This window comes from Ignavibacteriales bacterium (assembly GCA_016709765.1).
Classification (GTDB): domain Bacteria; phylum Bacteroidota; class Ignavibacteria; order Ignavibacteriales; family Ignavibacteriaceae; genus IGN3.
Genome location: JADJMD010000013.1, coordinates 391,205 through 411,077, shown reverse-complemented (window position 1 = coordinate 411,077; position 19,873 = coordinate 391,205). Strand labels below are relative to the sequence as shown.

The 19,873-nt window shown below is 33.1% G+C and carries 20 protein-coding genes; 8 read left to right on the top strand and 12 right to left on the bottom strand.

Features of this window, described 5'->3' with window-relative positions; translation table 11 throughout:
• Window positions 1-117 precede the first annotated feature (117 nt).
• The 12 genes from IPJ23_11485 to IPJ23_11430 form a co-directional block, all read right to left on the bottom strand.
• Window positions 118-927: a hypothetical protein gene (locus tag IPJ23_11485; GenBank protein MBK7631301.1), complete on the bottom strand. Its 810-nt coding sequence runs from the start codon at window positions 925-927 to the stop codon at window positions 118-120.
• Window positions 928-959: 32 nt separating this feature from the next.
• Window positions 960-1,394, bottom strand: coding sequence for a hypothetical protein (locus tag IPJ23_11480; protein MBK7631300.1), 435 nt, complete (start codon window positions 1,392-1,394; stop codon window positions 960-962).
• Window positions 1,360-1,911, bottom strand: a complete 552-nt coding sequence (locus IPJ23_11475; GenBank protein MBK7631299.1) for a host-nuclease inhibitor Gam family protein — start codon at window positions 1,909-1,911, stop codon at window positions 1,360-1,362. The genes IPJ23_11480 and IPJ23_11475 overlap by 35 nt, the downstream gene beginning before the upstream one ends.
• A 116-nt stretch (window positions 1,912-2,027) precedes the next feature.
• Complete coding sequence (locus IPJ23_11470) at window positions 2,028-2,195, bottom strand: hypothetical protein (protein MBK7631298.1); 168 nt, start codon at window positions 2,193-2,195, stop codon at window positions 2,028-2,030.
• The gene (locus IPJ23_11465) at window positions 2,185-3,078 is read right to left on the bottom strand and encodes a hypothetical protein (GenBank protein ID MBK7631297.1); all 894 of its coding nucleotides are present in this window, start codon (window positions 3,076-3,078) and stop codon (window positions 2,185-2,187) included. Before IPJ23_11465 ends, IPJ23_11470 begins: the two co-directional genes overlap by 11 nt.
• Window positions 3,079-3,101: 23 nt before the next feature.
• Entirely contained in the window at window positions 3,102-3,701 is a 600-nt protein-coding gene (locus IPJ23_11460) for a hypothetical protein (GenBank protein ID MBK7631296.1), read from the bottom strand.
• The gene (locus IPJ23_11455) at window positions 3,701-4,408 is read right to left on the bottom strand and encodes a hypothetical protein (GenBank protein ID MBK7631295.1); all 708 of its coding nucleotides are present in this window, start codon (window positions 4,406-4,408) and stop codon (window positions 3,701-3,703) included. The genes IPJ23_11460 and IPJ23_11455 overlap by 1 nt, the downstream gene beginning before the upstream one ends.
• A 221-nt stretch (window positions 4,409-4,629) precedes the next feature.
• Window positions 4,630-5,367, bottom strand: a complete 738-nt coding sequence (locus IPJ23_11450) for a hypothetical protein (GenBank protein ID MBK7631294.1) — start codon at window positions 5,365-5,367, stop codon at window positions 4,630-4,632.
• A complete protein-coding gene (locus tag IPJ23_11445; GenBank protein MBK7631293.1) occupies window positions 5,327-8,548 on the bottom strand; it encodes a type I restriction endonuclease subunit R in 3,222 nt (1,073 codons plus the stop codon). Before IPJ23_11445 ends, IPJ23_11450 begins: the two co-directional genes overlap by 41 nt.
• 6 nt (window positions 8,549-8,554) lie before the next feature.
• Entirely contained in the window at window positions 8,555-10,084 is a 1,530-nt protein-coding gene (locus tag IPJ23_11440; protein MBK7631292.1) for an ATP-binding protein, read from the bottom strand.
• Window positions 10,085-10,093: 9 nt separating this feature from the next.
• Window positions 10,094-11,224, bottom strand: coding sequence for a restriction endonuclease subunit S (locus tag IPJ23_11435; protein MBK7631291.1), 1,131 nt, complete (start codon window positions 11,222-11,224; stop codon window positions 10,094-10,096).
• On the bottom strand, window positions 11,208-12,782 hold the full coding sequence (locus IPJ23_11430; protein ID MBK7631290.1) for an SAM-dependent DNA methyltransferase: 1,575 nt from the start codon (window positions 12,780-12,782) through the stop codon (window positions 11,208-11,210). The genes IPJ23_11435 and IPJ23_11430 overlap by 17 nt, the downstream gene beginning before the upstream one ends.
• Window positions 12,783-13,969: 1,187 nt before the next feature.
• Here IPJ23_11430 and IPJ23_11425 point away from each other — a divergent pair.
• From IPJ23_11425 to IPJ23_11390, 8 genes are all read left to right on the top strand, one after another.
• Window positions 13,970-14,395, top strand: a complete 426-nt coding sequence (locus IPJ23_11425) for an HD domain-containing protein (GenBank protein MBK7631289.1) — start codon at window positions 13,970-13,972, stop codon at window positions 14,393-14,395.
• A gap of 194 nt (window positions 14,396-14,589) precedes the next feature.
• Window positions 14,590-15,039, top strand: a complete 450-nt coding sequence (locus IPJ23_11420) for an alpha-ketoglutarate-dependent dioxygenase AlkB (GenBank protein MBK7631288.1) — start codon at window positions 14,590-14,592, stop codon at window positions 15,037-15,039.
• A gap of 164 nt (window positions 15,040-15,203) precedes the next feature.
• Window positions 15,204-15,830: a hypothetical protein gene (locus IPJ23_11415; protein ID MBK7631287.1), complete on the top strand. Its 627-nt coding sequence runs from the start codon at window positions 15,204-15,206 to the stop codon at window positions 15,828-15,830.
• A 63-nt stretch (window positions 15,831-15,893) separates the two neighbouring features.
• Complete coding sequence (locus IPJ23_11410) at window positions 15,894-16,247, top strand: DsrE family protein (protein MBK7631286.1); 354 nt, start codon at window positions 15,894-15,896, stop codon at window positions 16,245-16,247.
• Window positions 16,248-16,270: 23 nt separating this feature from the next.
• Entirely contained in the window at window positions 16,271-16,681 is a 411-nt protein-coding gene (locus tag IPJ23_11405) for an Rrf2 family transcriptional regulator (GenBank protein MBK7631285.1), read from the top strand.
• Between the two features lie 62 nt (window positions 16,682-16,743).
• Window positions 16,744-17,292 carry a cytochrome C oxidase subunit II gene (locus IPJ23_11400; protein MBK7631284.1) on the top strand — a complete coding sequence of 183 codons (549 nt, stop codon included), beginning with the start codon at window positions 16,744-16,746 and terminating at the stop codon, window positions 17,290-17,292.
• Window positions 17,293-17,333: 41 nt separating this feature from the next.
• Window positions 17,334-18,956, top strand: a complete 1,623-nt coding sequence (locus tag IPJ23_11395; GenBank protein MBK7631283.1) for a cbb3-type cytochrome c oxidase subunit I — start codon at window positions 17,334-17,336, stop codon at window positions 18,954-18,956.
• Window positions 18,957-19,040: 84 nt separating this feature from the next.
• On the top strand, window positions 19,041-19,757 hold the full coding sequence (locus tag IPJ23_11390; protein ID MBK7631282.1) for a Crp/Fnr family transcriptional regulator: 717 nt from the start codon (window positions 19,041-19,043) through the stop codon (window positions 19,755-19,757).
• Window positions 19,758-19,873: the final 116 nt, after the last annotated feature.

Below are 19,873 nucleotides of genomic sequence, written 5' to 3'. Positions count from 1 at the left end.
AAAACATAGTACTATCGGGAAGCAAAATTGTTTGTAAAATTTTTTTTATATTTTTTTGAAAGACCTTATTAGCGGTTTAATGTAGAACAATAAAATGAGTAATGGAGCTTGCGCTCCTTACTCAAATAAACATAATGTTAATAAAATTGTAAACTCAATTAAAGCCTGAACTCTAATTTCTTTATCAACTTTTAAATTATACAACTCAGCAATAGCTAAATAATCGTTGAATAACTTTTCTATCTCAGTTCTATCTGCATAATAATATAATCTGCAAATGCCATCTATAATTGTTTCTTTATACTGGTTGAGCAATTTTGCAACAGAGTAATTTGCTCTACAATCACATTCAAATATCTCTAGCAAGTCATTCAGCTTTTCACCACAGGTAAAAAACAAATCCTCATTCTTGTAACTGATTTTATATAGCTCATTAAGATTTGAAATTGAATAACCTGATTCCTTTGGCTTAACAGCTATAAAGAAATATTTGTAATCATCTTCATCTTCATATTTAATCCAGTCTTCAATCTCATCCCAGTATGACAATCCAATAATATCTTCATCTGCTGAATCCAACCAATAGTATTTATTATCCTTCTTACCTGCTAACACAGCCCAGTGATCATAGTTTTCGCAGCCAATTATTAGCGGTATATTTTTGCTCAGGAAATCATCAATGCTCTTCTTCGTATCTGATTCACTATCACTCTGAAATTTTATTGCTTTACAATTAAAACATTTTAGTCCTTTTACAATGTTTTTAGAATCTGTCCCGCTAATAGTTGATTTAGTAATCGTGATTCCTGTTTTTATGTGTGCTTGTTTGTTTGTAACCGGAATACCTAAAAGCAGCAATGCATTTAACAGAGCAAACTGTCCGCAATTTCCATACTGCTGATAATTAAAACCATACATTTCTTTCATATCATTCTCTACTAATAAAAAATGCCGGTTATTTAACCGGCATAACCATTTTGATTTATTTTACTTCTCGCAATAAACAAAGTAACAGCAAGAGATTTTGCATCCATCAACCCGCCAAGTTCATTCTGAATTTTAACTGCATCTCTGCAGGAGGTTAACATCAGATCATAGAAATTATCGTTACTGTTTTTGTTTATTTCATTTATAGGACTTTCAAGATTCTTCTTTTGTACTTTAACATCATAACTAGTAACAATCTTAGTTCCTTTCTGCTCAGCTAACTTTGTGATTTCAAATCGTTCACCTTTTCTTAAGGTTTTAATTTGTTCATTAACTTCAGCCGGTGCAAAGAATGAATATTCAGTGTCTGTTCCATTCTTAACTGCATACAAGAAATAATCACCATATCGACTCTGACCAACCATTGGTTCATCAAACAACAGCTCTAAGCTCAGAGTTTTGTTCAACTCCAATTCCAGTTTCTTTCGCTCTGCCATCTTCTACTCCATTTAATTTGTAACTAAACTCTTCTTTGCCCTCAGTTATTTTTATACCCGGTGGAACAGGTTTTGATTTGATGTAATTCTTGATCTTGTTCATATCCGGTTTATAACTTTCAGGAACAACAGTAAGCATCTCTGGCTTTGCTTTCTTTAAGAATAAATCAAGATTTTCAATTTCAACTTTATCCGGTTTTTTATGCATCTTAAGTGTTCCGTTAGGAAGAGCAATTGTCTTCTCTTTCTTTTCTTTAATAAAAGCTTCAAGCTTAATCTCTAACCATCTGATCTTTTCCTGTAACTGTGCGTTCTTATGAAGAACAAAACTGTTAATCATAGAACATTCTTTCTCGCTCTGTGAGAAGTTGTATTCAATCTGTTTTGTAAGTTGCTTTATCTGAAGCAAGAGCAGATCAAAGTAGGCTTCAGTCTGCTCCTCTTCTTTTATCTCGGCTTCCTGCAATAGTTCATCAAGAAAGTTCATTTATCATCCTTCCAGACAATTATCCTGATTATTGCTTCAGCTACAATAAAAGCTAAGGCGATCCATCCTTTCATTTCTTACCTCCAAAGATTTCTCTTAAAATTTTTTCGATTAGCTCAGCTATCATTCCGAATAAATCTTTCTTTGCCATCTTCTTTCTCCTTCTTTTCTAAGTATTCTGTTACAGCTTCGTTTACCAGTCTTGTCATCGGTCGCTTTTCTTTTTGCTTTAGCTGATACAATCTTCTTACAAGATCACCTTTTATTTGTGGACTATATGACATATAAATCCTCTTCATTGATTCCCATACCACAAACCTCGCACTTGTTAAATAATTTACCATCATAGTAGGTTGTCTGAGAAAAACACCAGGGACATTCAATTATCATTTCTTCCGGTGTATTTGAATAGTGATACCTTCTATCAAACCATTTACTCTTTGATGGATAATATTTCTGATATGACTCTACTCCTTCACTGTTTATAAATAGAGCATAGTTGTTATGCATCTCATAGAAATGAAAATCTTTTTCTCCCAGATTAAATCCACGAACAGTTGTTTTTTCTATTGATAATGCTTCCTGCATAATTTCTCGTTCACTGCAGAAATAAAGAATATCATCCTTTGAATCGTAATACAGATCAATTGGATTATCTTTTTTGATAAGAACTAATCTTTCAGGGAAATATTTATCAAGCATAGCAACTGCAAAAGAACCTTCTACTTTATCAAAGAGTCTTTTAATTTTATCTCCCTTAACTTTCATTGAAAGAAGATGAAGTATTGATTCTGAATCAACCTCTGCATCACGTTCTTTCTTGCCAAAGATTTCTTTATCGTTATAGATGATTCCATTGTGTACAATTGCAATTCCATTCTTTGAGAACAGAGGATGATTGTTTGCATTGTTCTTCTCTGATCCCTGAGTTTTCATTCTCGTATGTAGGATCATTGAAGAGGGAAGTACAAGTTCTTTCCAGTCATCAGTCTTTACAAATTCAGAAGACTTCATTGCATCTTTGTGAACTATAAGATTATTATCTTTTATAAAACAAATGCCGCTGGCATCACGCCCACGGCTTTCAAGCAATGAAAACATATTTGTTATTTTATCTTTATCGGGCAGAGTATTGCCGAAGCTATACCAGCCCATTATTCCACACATTATATTTTACTCCTTGTTAATGATTAGGCGGGAACCAGTTCTCTTACCGTGGTGATCTGTTTAATCAGCTCAATTATTTCTTTCTGATTATTCTTACGAAGTGTTAATGATATCCCAAGTCTGTTACATCCAGGACTGGATACAACAATTGCTTTTAGATCATTAAGCTGAACGAAGGTTTGAACTTTATCAAACAGATCAGCACTTACTGATAATTGATATTCATCTCTGTCGGTTAAACCAAATACATAGATTGGATTATCAACTAATCCAACTTTGTCTTTGATTGTTCTGAGCAAAATATCTTTATCGTTTATAAATAGAGGTCGCCTTGTTTCAATCTTTCCCTGCAGCCAGCTTCGTGAAAGTTTTACAACAAGTTCTCTGTCACTATCGCTTACAGCAGGATTGTCGGGCGCATCGTCATCATAATTACTTTCATAGCAATCTGAACAATATGGATCTCCCTCATCGTTATAGTGAGCGGATTCTCTGTAGATAACTCCATCACATCTGCAGCAGTAATTGAACATATTATCAAAACAATCTTCACAATATGGTTCTTCAAATGCCCAACGCACCTGATCATCACGGAGTTCATCTTCACAATTATGACAGTGCATTATGCTGCCCTCCTTAATCCCCAGTTTGGAAGTATGTCCTGATTCCAGTTTAGTCTTTTACCTAGAAGTGTATCAAGTTCTTTAAGGCCTTCTCTGCAATCATCCGGAATTGTGTGCAATGAATGTTTGAGTGATTTAAGAAATGTACAGGAATGTTGACGATTTTTTAATTCGTTGAAATCTACCTTGTCTTCAAGGACACCGACAACAGTAAGCTTTGCAAGCGTGAAGTGAACGAGTGTAACAGAAGGTGATAGAAGAAAACTTCCTGGTGTACGATATTCAAAACCGTAAGATTTTCTTCTGTATGCACCTTTCTTACCATAACCAGAACGTTCTCTTTTCTGTCTCTGCATTTTATCATCAATGCAGTTGCTAAGTGAACCTAAAACAATATCCAGTCCATCTATAATCTCAGGAAGTGGATCAATAGAAAAGTGTGTGTGACCACCTATTGAATAATCATTCACGTAGTGTCCTGATATGAACTCAAGGTCAGGTGCTTTGTCGTGACCGTAATCTAAGATTTGATAAATCTTTGAAGTTAGATCAACAGGGGATTCAGAAAGACCTGGACGAATCTCAGCAGTTGATTCACATCCATCTAAACCAAATGAACTATTACTCTTGAAAAAATTATGAGCAGGAACAAACTGACCGTTTCTGTGGCAGATCAACTCAGGATCTGCACCAATAGTGAAGGACATAGTAACACTCCTAATTAGTTGTTAGTATATCCTTCTTATACCCCAATTCTTGACTTAGTTACATAATTTTAGTTTTTGTCGAAAGCTGGTAGTATAGGAATTGGGTTTTATGAGAATAGGTTTATTCATTTGGATACTTAAGCGACACTGAAAAGAATTGGACCAGCCAGCTGGTAAAATTGAATATTTCAATTAGAACTAGATTATTTAAATTTCATACCTTATTTTATTATCGGTTTCCCGCCAGTAGGAGATACCTCTTTAGAGTCTAAAACTAATTCTGCCCATACAACAATTACATCATTCATTAAAGATGATACTTGCTCAGAAAATTTAAAGTGATTGGCTAGTGCTTTGTCTTTAAGGTTTTTAGATTTTGATATTGCGTTACGCCAGTAACCTAGACATTTTTTATTATCAATTAATACAGGATTGTCTATTTCAGAATTTAGCAGGATCAAAATTTTATTACTTCTATTTTCCTTTTCTTTTTCAGAAAGGCTATCTAAAGCAACAAATCCATGCGCACCTGAAGTTGTTAAATCAAATATTGCCCACATAGTATTACGTAACTTTCCCCAATCGGCAGATCTCTTAATATTTCTTTCAGATTCTAATAATCTATAATTTTCTCTTGTAATGTTTAATTGTTGGAGACTGATAACACTATCATTTAAAAAACTTCTGTTCGCCAATTCAATTTGTTTGAGAACTAATTCAAGTTGAAGTGCTGAATTAATACTGTCACGTTCGTATTGATCTTTATTTAATTCAATTTGGGTATTAGCAGCCTTATAAGTCAACACGATAGAAATGATTGCAATAATTGCTGTAATAATTGAGGGAGCGATTGCTACTAGTGCAGCTTGGACAGTAGCCTTTTCATACCATTTTTGATTTGCCATGGACCATACCAAATTAAATGCTTGAATACTTTTTAAAGTTTTCTGCTTGTTCAAAAATTTCTTTGAAGACTTCATCTTTTGGAACTGGTGGATAGCCATGTTCTGCCAGGATTAAAATCAGATCCACTTTTAATTCAGCTTTTATATCATCACGATGCGACCAGTCTGTGTATTTAGCTTTATCATCAATGATTATTTTTATCGCTCTTGATAGCACAATTAATTTATCGTGCGGATATTCAAATTTATATTTTTCAGCAATTGATTTTAGAATATCGTAAAATGCTTTTTCTTCGAAATCAATTCCCAATTCAATAAATGAGTTTCGTTCTTTTTTTAATTCTTCGAATAAGTTTGTGAATTGTTCAGCAACGTCATCCAATACATCACTTTTAAATACTTCAAAATCTTTGCGTTCGTTATAAAGCTCCACAAGTTTTCTGAGCTTTTGCGAAAAATCTATGCCTTTGATTCTATTAGTTTTTTTGAATTCTGATATTGCACGAGATAAAAGTTTCTGTAACAATTTAATTTTAGTATTCGGTAATTTTATCTTATCTATTTTGGCCATATAATCTTCACTAAAAATATCCAAATTATTTTTTGGATCGCTTTCATCCAATTTGAATATTTCCTCAATACCCTCACTTATTAATGCTTCTACAATCATTTTTCTAACTTGTTCATTCATCTGGGCAGTATCCGGCGCATCACCGTTTGTGAGTTTGTGGAGGATTGCTTTGATAGCGAGATAGAAATGAATATGATCTCTTTCGGTGCGGGATATTGCATCGCTATTGCAGCAAAGATTATATGCAGAGCGTAATTTTCTTGTGAGATTTACAAATCTTTTTTCCAATTCATCGGTGAGCTGTACAAATTCCACTCCACGATTCAGACATCCTAACTGCTGCAAAGGTGTTCCCTGGAAATAAGCAGTTGTATCAAACTGATGAAAGAGTTTGGATAATAAGTCGAGCTGATCTTTTACAAGAATAACTGCTTTATTGATATCTTCAAAATCATTTGCATCTACTTTTGAATATTTAGCAAGAGCGATGTTCATATTACTTTTAATGCCGATATAATCTACTACCAAACCCATTTCTTTGCCTTCATAAACACGGTTGACTCTTGAAATAGTCTGGATAAGTGAATGCTGTTGAATCGGTTTGTCTATATACATAGTATCAAGGAACGGTACATCGAAACCAGTAATCCACATATCAACAACGATTGCAATTTTAAAATTAGATTTATCATTCTTGAATTGACGATCTAATTCTTTGCGATATTCTTTTGTACCTATTAAATCCCAGAGTTCTTTAGGATCATCTTTACTGCGAGTCATTACAAGTTTTATTTTTTCAGAAGGTTTAATTTCTCTGCGTTCATTTTCACTAAGCTCGATACCTGCATCACATTCCTTTATCTCAATCCAGGCAGGTCTTAATTTTATAATTTCATTGTAAAGACTGAAAGCAATGGGGCGACTTGCCGCAACAAACATAACTTTACCTTTTACCGTAGCAGCTTCCTCTATCCTTTTTTCGTAATGCTCGACAAAATCCTTTGCCAATAACTTTATACGATCCGGATGACCCAATATGGCTTCAAGTTGAGTTGTTGCCCGTTTACTTTCTTCAATCTGATATTCGTTTGCCCCTTCTGCTGCACATTTTTTATAGTACTCTTCAATTTCCTTTAACTTAGCTTCATTCAGTAAGACTTTTGCTGCTCTGCCTTCGTAAACTATTTTTACTGTAATTTCATCAGCGACTGATTCTTTCATCGTATATGCATCGACAACATTTCCAAATACATCAAGAGTTGCATCTATAGGAGTGCCGGTGAAGCCGACATAAGTTGCATTAGGCAATGAATCGTGCAAAAATTTTGCAAAACCATATTTACGCTCAACACCTTTAGCAGTGACTACAATTTTTTGATCGAGATTTATTTGTGAACGATGAGCTTCATCTGAAATGCAAATGACATTTGCTCTATCAGTGAGCAGTTCAAGAGCCTCAGTAAATTTGTGAATAGTTGTTAAGAATACGCCGCCGCTTTTTCTGTCTTTAAGGTGGGATTTTAATTCCTCACGACTTTCAACACTTATTATATTTTCATCACCAATGAATTTTTTTGCATTTGTAAATTGTGCTGAAAGCTGATCATCAAGATCTTTTCTATCAGTAATTAAAATAATTGTAGGACTTTTGAAGTGAGTACTTTTCATTAATATTCGACTAAGATAAAGCATAGTATAACTCTTGCCGCTACCTGTTGCACCGAAATAAGTACCACCTTTACCATTTCCATCCGGACGCATATTGAGTTTTATATTCTCGAAAATTTTTCTTGCTGCATAATATTGGGGATAACGACAGACAATTTTTGTATCATCTTTTGCACTATCAGGGAAATATATGAAGTTTTGAATAACATCTAGCAATCTGGTTTTATTAAATAAACCCTTAACCATACTATAAAGTGAATCAATACCATCAACTGCTTCATCTTCAGGATTTATCTTGCGCCAGGCATAGTAATAATTATACTTTGCAAATAGCGAACCTATTTTGTTGTTTACTCCATCGCTAATTACACAGAACGCATTGTATTTAAATAGTTCCGGAATATCTCTTTTGTAGCGAATCGTTAATTGTGTATAAGCATCTTTAATTGTTGTTTCTTCTTTAATTGCACTCTTGAATTCAATTGCAACAAGAGGCAAGCCATTTATATATAAAATTCCATCAGGAATACGTTTTTCATAGCCCTGAATTTCAAGCTGGTTAACAAATTTGTAGATGTTGTTGTCTTGTGCTTTGTAATCTGATTTCGGCTCGGCTGCTTTCAGAATCGTATTACTAAATAAATCCGATTGAAAGTTTACAATAGGATTATAATCTATAAGCTGGATGAATAAATCTTTTTTGCTTCTATCTTCGCGTTTTATTGTAAAACCATCGGCTAACAGACTTAGAAAAGTTTTATTACTATCATATAATGATGAAGAGGGAAGAATATCTAATTGGCGAATAATTGATTGAACTTCGTTTGGAGTAATATTGTCATCTGCATACTGAGTAAAGAGAAATTGTTTTAAGTCATCGCGAAGCAGAACATCGCTGATTTCTTTATGAATCGTTTCACCGTGCAGATGAGGAATATGTACAGATTCAAATAACTCAACAACAGCTTTTTCCAATTGTTCTTCTGTGAATTTCATATTTAATTATGGTTGTGCTTCAATAAAATCTCTCATTAGATTTATAGATTCACAAAGTTGCTCATTTGTAAATCTTATATTGTTCGTGTTTTCGGGATGATGAATTTGATGCCTGATATATTCTGTAAGTATTATTTGTTCTAATCTTGTATTTCCACCTCTTAATACTTTGATGTAACTCATAGTTGGTTTGCCATTTTTGAAATTGTTCAACCATCCTTCTGCGTCAATAAATCCATAGAGTTCATTGTGATATTCTTCGGTAACTTCATTAAACGCTAAAAAGTTTACTTCGTTAAGTGAGGGATAAGGCAACTGATTTGGAATAACTTCTTTTATTGTTTTGCCTTCTACAGTTTCAGCTATAAGGCGGATATGTTCGAACTTCAGTTCTTTCACTGCAACTGCACTGTGTGTTGTCAAAAGGATTTGAGTGTTTGCAACTCCTGCAAGAGTTAAAAGTGCGGTCATTAATTTTTTCTGATGTTCAGTATGCTGTGATGTTTCGGGTTCTTCAATAGCATAAACAATGCTTGGAATACTTTTTTCTGCCCTTCTTCTTTCTGCTTCTGCTCTAAAGAAGCTTAGCAGGATTAAACGCTTTATTCCACTACCTCTTTTATTAATTGGAATATCCTCGTCTCCAGCAATGGAAACACTTTTAAAAACATCTAACCATTTTAAATTTTCTGAAGAAGGAATGATTGGATTAAGAGAATTTGCAACATCAGGATTCAGCTCGTTTAGTTTTTCAAGAGTGCTACTTGCTACATCTCTTAATTTCGTTTCAACTTCAGCTGCAACTCTGCTTAATAAAGTTTTCAGTTCTACATTTTTGAGAATTTGTTTTACCGCTTCTTTTAACGGGTCTTGTACTTCACTATCTCCATCACTGTTTTTTCTATCAGATTGAAATAATGAATATAAAGGCAAATACTCTTGCAGTTTTTCCCAAATGGATTTGACATCCGCTTTTGTAACGTCAATTTCAATATCTTCTAATTGAAGTGAATCGCGATAATGATCCCAGATTGCAGTTCGCATCACTGCATTCCTAGTTCTATCAGTACATTCAATATTACTATCGCTAAGTATTGCTCTTAACTCTGTATTCGTTTTCTTCAGTAAATCTCTGCAATGCGGATTGTTTGGATGATAAGCTTTGACAAAAACTTTTTCTTTTCCTGCGTTGGGATATTTTTTTATGATTGTCAAGCGTCCATATTGATTTAATAGATATTCATTTTGGAGTGTGGTTTCGTTAGTGCTGTCAATTACAATCGTTGGAGGTAATTCTTCAAATTCAACAGTAATAATAATTTCATTGTCCCCAACAGCTAACGCTGATTTGTTTATATCATCTTTATCTAATTTGATTACACCCTTTCCTTCGTTGAAGAAAAAATCTAATACTTCAAGAAGAGAAGATTTACCAATGTCATTCTTTCCAACAAAAGCAGTGAGATTACCAATTTCAATACTGATCTCATCTTTATAGCTTCTAAAATTTTTTATTTTGACTGACTTAATTTTCATTGTATCTATTTATGAAGTTACAAGTTTAAAATTTCCAATAACTCCTTTAACTAAGATAGGGCATAGAGGAGCAATCAAGTTTTTTAATTTATTATTTAATCTTTTTCGGGTTTCAAGTGTATGGTGGATCGCTACAATTGATTTTTGAATTTCAACATCTGGAATTGGCAATTTTACATTGCACATATCAGTCCAGTCGAAAGTTTCTCTTGCACTACCCCAAGAGTGGTATCTAGCGTAACGATCAAACTCTGGTCGTTTAAACCATAGAAAAAGAAATTCAGGCAAAAGAACATCTTTATCAATAATATCAAATACTAGATATGTACTTGAAACAATGCCATCTGACTCTTCCAATAATGCAATTGAAATTTTTTCACCATTTCTTGAAGTTACAGTAACATATCCAAATTGCCTTTTTCTAACAATCTTGTAACTTCTGAAATCAATACCTTCTTGTTTTGTTTTAGATGGAAAAAATTTCTTTTCAACACTAATACCTAAAAGATTTTTTATTGTGTAATTAGAGTTGTACTCTTCTGATTGCTTAATGTATGAACCCAATACTTTTGGTACTTCAGTTTGTAAAAGTGATTCCATAAATGAATCACAAATTAATTCAAGATCATTTAAACTATTGTCGTAGCACGCCTGATTGGTAAGTAATTTACTATATATTTCAACAAATAGTTTTTGTTCTTTAATATCATCTGGGATTGGAATTTCTATTTCACAAAATCTTTCCCAATCCAAACCACCCCTTACGCTATTATCACTTACAAACCAAGTAAACCTATCGAACTCAGCGCGTTGAAATATCATCATTAAATATTCTGGTAATAATTCTTGAGTATTGATTACTTCAAAAGTCATATAAGCAGGTGAAACAATGGCCGGTTCATCTTCAGCGTATAAAGCGATTGGCAGTTTTTCATCTCTACCTACATGCATGATATTACAAGCAAATCTATCTTTCTTAACTGTTTTGTATCTTGATAAATCGACGCCAGAAGTATTAGCGACTGAAGGCATAAAGTTTTTAGTAATATTTATACCTAAAAGGCGAGTAATTTTTAGTCCAGTGTTACGTTCATCAACCAACTGCAAATAATTTCCAATACGTTTAAAGTTTGATTTCATACCCCAATCCTTTAAATGCATTTAGTAATTCTTGTTGCGATTCAATTTCTTCTTTTAGAATTGTTTTAAATTCTTTTTGAATCCGTTTCATCTCTCTATCAAAATCAATCTTATTATCTCTATCAACGAATTCAATATATTTGCTTGGGATTAAAGAAAATCCATTATTTTCAATTTCTTTATAAGTTGCAGAATAACAATACTCGGGAATATTTTGATAATCCTGTTTGTATTTGGTTGATTGCCAATTATGATATGTTGATCTAACTTTTTCAACATCCTGTTCTGTAAGTTGAATATACTTTTTTTCATATTCAGCCCCACATCGTCGTAAATCTATGAAGAGTACTTCCTTCTGGCGATTACGATAATTAACAGTTTTTCCCGCATGGTCAATTGTTCTCGATTTCTTATTAGCGTTTAATATCCAAAGAGTTACGCTAATATCCGTGCTATAAAACATATCACGAGGCAAAACAATTATAGATTCTACAAGATCATTTTTAATTAGTTGTGTACGAATAGATATTGTGTCGGGATCGCCAAGTGCACCATTTGCTAATAAAAATCCAGCTACACCGTTTACAGACAGTTTGGATACTATATTTAATATCCAAGCATAATTTGCATTACTGACTGGCGGTACATCATATCCATTCCAACGGGGATCAGAAAGTAATTCGTCACTTGCACGCCAATCTTTTTGATTGAAAGGGGGATTAGCCATAACAAAATCAGCTTTAAGATCTTTATGCTGATCGTTTGTAAAAGTGCTAACTGCTTTTTCACCAAAGTTTGCAGAAATACCACGTATAGCAAGATTCATTTTAGCTAATTTGTAAGTAGTGTTTGTTGCCTCCTGACCATAAATGGAAATATTTTTTTTATTTCCGTGATGACTTTCTACAAACTTTACAGACTGAACAAACATACCACCTGAGCCGCAGCAGGGATCATATATTTTACCATTGTAAGGTTCGATCAATTCTGCGATCAAATTTACGATAGATTTTGGTGTATAATATTCTCCTTTTCCTTTTCCTTCGGCAATAGCAAATTTGCTGAGGAAATATTCATATACACGACCAACAAGATCTTGTTCTTTATCTCTGAGCGTATCAACATTATTAATAGTATCTAATAATGCCGAAATTTTACTTTGTTCTAGATTGATTCTGGAATAATAATTATCAGGTAAAGCACCTTTAAGAGCAGGATTATTTTTTTCAACTGTGAAAAGAGCAGTATCAATTTTTAATGAGATATCTGACTGTTTTGCATTTTCAATTAAATAAGTCCACCGGGAAATTTCCGGAAGGTAGAAAACATTTTTCATAGTATAGAACTCAACCATATCAATATATTTTTCTTTGCCTTCTGATATGAGTTCCTGTTTACGCTGTTCAAATTTATCGCTAGCGAATTTTAGGAAGATGAGTCCCAGTACAACGTGTTTATACTCGGCTGGTTCTACTGATCCGCGAAGTTTGTTGGCGGAATCCCAAAGAGTTTCTTCGATACTTTTTTGTTTTTTAGGTTTAGAAGTTTTTTTTGCCATAGATTATAAGAATAGTATTAACCCTTTACCCGCTCAGTAAGAAAGTTGGAAGTGAACAATATAGATTTGAAAATGTGCAATAGAAAAAATCTTTGTACAAAAGTTCAAAATCAATTAATTATTGAGATTAATTTAGGTAAAGAAGTATTCGTGTTCAAGAAAAATCGATCTTAATATATAAAAACCGGTGTAGTAGACCGACACCGGCAAACGGTTCAATTATTAGTTACTAAGATTTGACCCACATTGGCCAAGCTCTTAAACCATAATCGTAAGCATCCAGAATTCTTCCGTCTTTTAGAGTTCTAAATCTTCTAAAGATCAGACGCAAACCTTGGCGCTTCACTTTTTTATGATTTGCCATCTTAATGACACCTTTCTAAAAAAGTAAAAAAAATCGCTTGCGTTTATTCAAAAGAGTGGTTAAGTTGTGGTTGTAGTTATCACAACTAACATCAGATGATCCGACCGCAAGCTTAAATTTGCTGTCGGAAATTATCATTTTAAACCCAAAGTAGTTACAGCTGCTTTGGGTTTTTCAAATTATAAAAGCAAATTCTTTCTAGTCCCTCTTAATTCAAATCGAAAATGAAAATAATTTGTTAAAAAAACAAATTAAATTTTATACAACTTACTCTTGACAATAAATTAATTTTAGCATCATTAGGAAATCTCAACTTCTCCATCAAAAATAATTACCGCTCAAAATAAATATATCTTTTAATTCTCGATTAGTTACTATCTTTATCATGATTTTAATCAAATTTTGGAAAGACTTATATTGAACGGCAACAAGATAATTGAGATAAACTCTCTAACCAAAGACTTTATAGATTCTCATTTTATAGTTATCTGTAAAAAAAAGTCTTCGATAATACCTCGGGGTAATGCGGTTTTTATTGTACACCCTATTGATTGAAAATTTTATGAAGTTTAAGAATCCATCTCTATAATTTTTAGAAGTTATGATAGCAGCAGTTCTCATTTGTATTTTAGTCGTGGTGTACTACTTACTATCAACCCAAATAAATATTATTTGAAGTTCTTTTACTCATAGATGGTCATACCTAATTAAAATAATAATTCTTGATTCTTTTTTATTTGAATTTGATTGAGGATGTTTGGTTAGTCGTTAATAAAATTTCACAGTAAATTTTTAATTCAATAAATTACTATTAAAATTATTTATGAATCTACTTGAACGCGCAATCGAAATAGCTATCTCAGCACATAAAGATCAAGTTGATAAAGCAGGGAAGCCTTACATTTTACATCCACTAAGACTTATGCTTAAGATGCAATCAGAAAATGAAATGATAGCTGCTGTGTTACACGATGTTGTCGAAGATACAGATTGGACTATTGAACAATTAGAAGTTGAAGGATTTAATGAAGAAGTTATTATTGCCCTTAGATTATTAACCCACGATAAAAAAGTTCCCTACAAAAAATATATTGAGGCAATTAAAACAAATAAGATAGCGCTGAAAGTTAAGCTTGCTGATCTTGAAGATAATCTGGATATAAAAAGGATTGCACATCCAAAGTTTAGAGACTACGCAAGATTGGCTGAGTATCTGAAATACTATAATGAGCTGAAAGAACTTTTTTAACTGCAGCTGGTGGTGCTTTCCACCATTATCTTAAAATTTCCGAATAATAATTAGCGAACGATTACTTAATTTTACAATCATAGGTTAACACATTAGAGATATCATATGTTCGGAATACGAAGCCTCCTCTACATCCCAGATTATATTACTGAAGTTGAAGAAAAGCAGTCTACTAAAACAATAGATAAACAAGATTGGGACAGTTCAGAGTGCAACACTATGGATATCGTTATGATTACCAGGCACGTAATGTAACAGAGGATATGTACCTTGGCAAATTGCCAAAATGGTTAAATGAATTAACAACAAAAATATTTGATGATGGTTTATGTGAAGTTGTTCCGGATCAAGTTATAATAAACGAATACAAACCTGGACAAGGAATATCACCGCACATTGATTGTGAAAGTTGTTTCGGTCCAAGGATATTCAGCTTGTCATTAGGAAGCACTGCTATAATGGAATTTACTCAGCAGGGCATTCCAAAGAAAGAGATTTTATTATTACCAAGATCTTTAGTGATGATGTATGGTGGAGCTAGATATAAATGGAAGCATAGTATACCAGCGAGATTGAAGGACAATGGAGTTGATAGGGGAGTAAGATTGAGTCTGACTTTTAGGAATATTAAAATTAATAAATAATAATGTTTTCCAAGAAAGTAAAGGTTTATGGAATGATTGTTTGAGAAGTTAACATACTAAAATTAAATAGCTTAACTTTCTCAGAAATAATACCTTTTATGGAATGTAAGGTTTATTTTTGATTTACAGATAATCATAAATACACAGAATCATTTATTTAGCTTATGGATATAACCGGTGAAGTAATTCTGAAAGCTAGAATTACCAAGAATATTAAAGATAAAGAGTATAAAAAATTACTGGATGCTTTGCCTGTTGGCGAAGAGTATGATATTTCAGAAGAGCTGATGTATAAAGGCTGGAAGTTAGCAGCTCAATATCTTGAAGAAAAAAGTTTTCTAACTGATGCGATACTTTGCTATAACAAAGCTAGAAAACTAAAGCCATACATCCCAGTTGTGTTTGATAAAGTTGTATCTCTTTTGTCTGATTTCTTTTCAAAATATAAGAATGAATTCTCTGTAGATGACCTTCTGAAGTTAAGAGGGTCAATCGCCATTCTAGAAAATTTTCACTCAGTTAATTATCCTTCGCAGAAAAAAGCTTTAGAAAAAATTCCTGATTTGAAATTAAAGATTGATTATCATATCAATCATCATCCTAAGATTGCTGAAGAAACTAAAGCAACTTTTCAAGTCCAAAAGATTTATGATGCAATCACTGATGATATGTCAATGCCTGAAGTGAATCAGGAATTGGCAAAAACAATAGCGAACATAATTCGAAGAGAAAAGGCTAAAGACAAGAAGGGAAAAGCAACTCGCTTGGAAAAGAAAAAAAGCAAGAAATAAGTCATTTAACAACAATAGTTAAATTAAATTCAACACTAAATCTCAGATTTAAAGGTATCTAAATTGAAAATACTTTTCTTAATTAACGATGCACCTTACGGTACAGAAAAATTCTATAACGCTTGCAGACTTGCAATGACGATCCAGAAGGAACACTCTGAAGTTGAAGTTAATGTTTTTCTAATGGCTGATTCAGTAACAGGTGCATTGTTAAATCAAAACACACCACAAGGATATTATAACATCGAAAGAATGTTAAAAGCCATTATAAACAAAGGCGGAAAAGTAAAACTCTGCGGCGGATGTATTGATGCGCGTGGAGTTGCTGCGCTTCAATTTATAGATGGCTGTTCAAGGAGTAATATGAGTGAACTTGCTCAGTGGACTGTTGAAGCTGATAAAGTGTTTACGTTTTAAGTATAAGTTAATAATTTAATAGTATGACTTTTTCAAAAACTACAGAATATGCATTAAGGGTTTTAGCACTTATGGCAGGTGAAGAAAAAAAATTACATTCATCACTGGAATTACATAAAGAACTTAAAATTCCTAAAAAATATTTGCAGAGACTGCTTACAGACCTTTCTAAAAGTGGTTTAATAAAAAGTATCCAGGGAAGAAGCGGTGGATTTTTACTCGCTAGAAAAGCAGATAAAATTAGAATATCGGAAATAATAGATGCAGTTGAAGGATTTAAGAAAGAACCAGGCTGTTTTTTTGGTTTCGATACGTGCGCTTTAGACAATCCTTGTTCAATGCACGATATATGGACCAGATCACAGAAAGACCTTATAAATATGCTAAATAAAACACGTTTGTCAGATTTAATCAATAAATCTAAAGCTAATTGATTTATTTAAACTTAAATACTACGTTTGGGTAGCATTTTAATTTATTTTATAAGGAATGTAGTATGGTTGATTCAAATACAGTTCTTCTTGGCCAAACATTTGCGTACACATTTTATGTGCTGGCAATTATGCTGCTTATGGGTTGGTTTGCTTATAATGTAACAAAAAGCGAAGGGTCTAAAGAAATTAAACCTGCGCTTTTTTATTCCCTGGTTGGTTTTCTCGTTCTTCTTGGGGTTTCACTTCACATAGTTACACACGAAACAATCCCGTGGAAGCCACTGGATTTGAACCGTGCAGAAATTATCCCTGATAAAACATTTAACATAACGGTTGTTGATCATAAGTTTATTCTTCCTTCAGAAAAAATGATTATCAATACAAATGACAAAGTTATGTTCAATGTTAAATCAGAAGACCTTACTTATGGTTTCGGATTATTCCGTGAGGATAATACAATGATGTTCCAGATGCAGGTTCTACCCGGACATAATAACGATATACTCTGGCATTTTGATAGACCCGGAGTTTATACAATTCGCTCAACAGAATACTCTGGCCCAAAAGGCATCGGAATGATTGAAAAAAACGTTGTTGAAGTAATCGATTAAAAAATCAAATAATAAATTTTTAATAATAGAAGAGATTTGAAATGAATTTTATACAAACATTTATGGATGGAGAAGAGGGGTTATTCAAACCCAATTCACTTACTCCAATGCAAAAAATGATTTTAAGGTTTGTTGTTGTTGGATTGGTTTACTACTTATTCGCTCTTGTTGAGGGAATGCTTATGCGGGTTTACCAGGTAACACCAATTGCAGCAATACCACCTGATCAATATTTTGGTATGCTTACTGCACATCCTCTTGTTGGAATTTTCGGATCAACTTACTCAATAGTTTTTGGTGCATTTTTATTTCTTGTACCATTTCTAATGAGCAAACCTTTATGGAGTATTAAACTTGCTAACTGGACTTGCGGCTTAATCGCAGTTGGAACATTTACATTTTGGTTTGCAGGATTTTTAACTCACTATGCACCACTTTATACATTGTACTGGCCATTACCTGCAGACTTTAATCAATTTAGCGTTTGGGGCGGTACATTTTTTATTCTTGGTATTGCTTTAATAATGGTTGGTACTGTTTTCTTTGTCCTTAATATTTTTAGAACAATTGCTTACACACCGGAAGGTTGGGAAAAGCAGGATGGAAAAGGATTATTAGCTTCAGCATTAGGGTTAAGCGGATTAAAAAATCTTTTCAGAAAAAATAAAAAAGAACATATGGTTTCTCTACCTGTTGCTGCAATTGCAAGAGGTACTGTTGATACTGCTTTAAATGCAGGTATAATACTTTTTACAGGTGTTTTAATTTTAATTTATATGATTGCAGAAATTGCAGGATCAAGTTTAAAACATTCTTCAATAGATGCTTTGCTTTATAAAAACTGGTTCTGGTGGGGTTTGGATTTAATTGCCGATGGATTGGTTTTAATTTTTGTAGCAGGCACCTGGTATTTACTTGCAACATTGATTACCGGCAAAAAATTATTTATGGAAAACTGGGCACGTGCGGCGTTGTTTGTTGAGATGGTTGTTAGCTGGACAGTTTGGTCACATCATTTAATGTCAGATCAGGCTCAACCAGGGATTTTAAAGATACTATCTGGTGAAATGGTAACAGCTTTTGAGCTTATCACACAAGGACTTGCTTTCTTTATAACTTTAATAACACTTTGGAGTGCAAGACCATTAAAGATGACAAATCCACTAAAATTTTTATTAGGAGGATTGTTGGGATTTGCGCTTGCTGTACCGGCTGGAATAATGCAGGCCGATTTAGGTTTGAATAGAATCTTGCACAACACACAGTGGATTGTTGGCCCGCACGTACACGTTGCAATATTAGTTGGATTAACAATGACACTTTACTCAGCTATTTACTTTTTATTTCCTATAGTAACTAACAATGCAAAACTGTACAGTCAAAAGTTGGCCAACTTCCATTTCTGGGCACATTTATTAGGTGGAATTGGAATGGGTGCATTTATGGGAATGGCAGGATTAAAAGGAATGTTAAGACGTACAATTTATTTTGATGGTGAGTATAGTCTTTATATGATCTTAGCTGCACTTTCCGGAACTCTTTTACTGTTAGCTTTTCTTGCTTTCTTTTTTAATATCGTTATGAGTGTTGGATTAAAAGGTGTTATTGGAATTTTTATGCCTGCAAAATCTAATACAAAAGATTTGTTGCCAGCAGGAAAATAAACATTGTTTCTCTTTTTGGAATCCCTTATTAAATATAATTAGTAAGGGATTTTTTTTATAAGAAGATAAGTCTATTTTTTTACTATGAATAATCATCTAAAAGACAATTCAACTGAATCTATAGACAGCAAAGAGACATTAAGAAGGCTACCCCTCTTTTCTGAGTTGAGTATTGAGGATTTAAGAAAAGTTACATCATTTAGCAGAGTTAAAAAATTCCAGAAAAATGATTTTTTATTTCATCAAGGTGATTTTTATACAGGATTTTATATTTTACTAAAGGGTACGATTAAAGTTTATAAAGTCTCATCTGATGGAAAAGAAGCAGTAGTCCATATCATAAAACCTCTAAACTCTTTTGCAGATATTCCGCTTTTTGAGGGAACAGATTATCCTGTAACTGCAAAGTGTTTAGAAGAATCTCTGGTACTATGTATATCAAAAGAAGGATTTTTAGAACTAATTTATGAGAACCCTGAAATCTCGCTTAGGATGCTTGCTGGATTTGCGAAGAGACTAAAAGCAATGGTTAATCAGGTTGAGGACCTTACTTCAAAGGAAATACCAAATCGTTTGGCAAAATATATTCTTAAAGAAATTAAAACTTCGGGAACTGAAAAGCTGGCAGAACCTTTCGTGAAATTATCAGTTCCCAAAACAACCATTGCCGCGTATCTCGGTACAATTACCGAAACCCTATCAAGAAGTCTGAAAAAATTACAAGATGAAGGTGTTATCCGCGTTAATGGAAAATCTATTTTTGTTAATGATATAAAAAGATTAAAAGATCTCGCAAAGTAAACCTCATTATATCATAAAACCAGAAACCATTCCCTTCGATTTTCATTTTCCAAAAAAGATAACAAACCTGACTTAAGTCAAGGAAATTAGTATACCAATGTTATACGTTTGAAGTG

Excerpts from the sequence above, each read along its gene's own strand:
- IPJ23_11435 (MBK7631291.1), bottom strand. The coding sequence starts at position 11,224 with ATGAAATCAAACTTTAAACGTATTGGAAATTATTTGCAGTTGGTTGAT.
- IPJ23_11485 (MBK7631301.1), bottom strand. The coding sequence starts at position 927 with ATGAAAGAAATGTATGGTTTTAATTATCAGCAGTATGGAAATTGCGGA.
- IPJ23_11470 (MBK7631298.1), bottom strand. The coding sequence starts at position 2,195 with ATGTCATATAGTCCACAAATAAAAGGTGATCTTGTAAGAAGATTGTAT.
- IPJ23_11425 (MBK7631289.1), top strand. The coding sequence starts at position 13,970 with ATGAATCTACTTGAACGCGCAATCGAAATAGCTATCTCAGCACATAAA.
- IPJ23_11400 (MBK7631284.1), top strand. The coding sequence starts at position 16,744 with ATGGTTGATTCAAATACAGTTCTTCTTGGCCAAACATTTGCGTACACA.
- IPJ23_11475 (MBK7631299.1), bottom strand. The coding sequence starts at position 1,911 with ATGAACTTTCTTGATGAACTATTGCAGGAAGCCGAGATAAAAGAAGAG.
- IPJ23_11430 (MBK7631290.1), bottom strand. The coding sequence starts at position 12,782 with ATGGCAAAAAAAACTTCTAAACCTAAAAAACAAAAAAGTATCGAAGAA.
- IPJ23_11440 (MBK7631292.1), bottom strand. The coding sequence starts at position 10,084 with ATGAAAATTAAGTCAGTCAAAATAAAAAATTTTAGAAGCTATAAAGAT.
- IPJ23_11460 (MBK7631296.1), bottom strand. The coding sequence starts at position 3,701 with ATGCACTGTCATAATTGTGAAGATGAACTCCGTGATGATCAGGTGCGT.
- IPJ23_11445 (MBK7631293.1), bottom strand. The coding sequence starts at position 8,548 with ATGAAATTCACAGAAGAACAATTGGAAAAAGCTGTTGTTGAGTTATTT.
- IPJ23_11455 (MBK7631295.1), bottom strand. The coding sequence starts at position 4,408 with ATGTCCTTCACTATTGGTGCAGATCCTGAGTTGATCTGCCACAGAAAC.
- IPJ23_11415 (MBK7631287.1), top strand. The coding sequence starts at position 15,204 with ATGGATATAACCGGTGAAGTAATTCTGAAAGCTAGAATTACCAAGAAT.
- IPJ23_11405 (MBK7631285.1), top strand. The coding sequence starts at position 16,271 with ATGACTTTTTCAAAAACTACAGAATATGCATTAAGGGTTTTAGCACTT.
- IPJ23_11465 (MBK7631297.1), bottom strand. The coding sequence starts at position 3,078 with ATGTGTGGAATAATGGGCTGGTATAGCTTCGGCAATACTCTGCCCGAT.
- IPJ23_11395 (MBK7631283.1), top strand. The coding sequence starts at position 17,334 with ATGAATTTTATACAAACATTTATGGATGGAGAAGAGGGGTTATTCAAA.
- IPJ23_11390 (MBK7631282.1), top strand. The coding sequence starts at position 19,041 with ATGAATAATCATCTAAAAGACAATTCAACTGAATCTATAGACAGCAAA.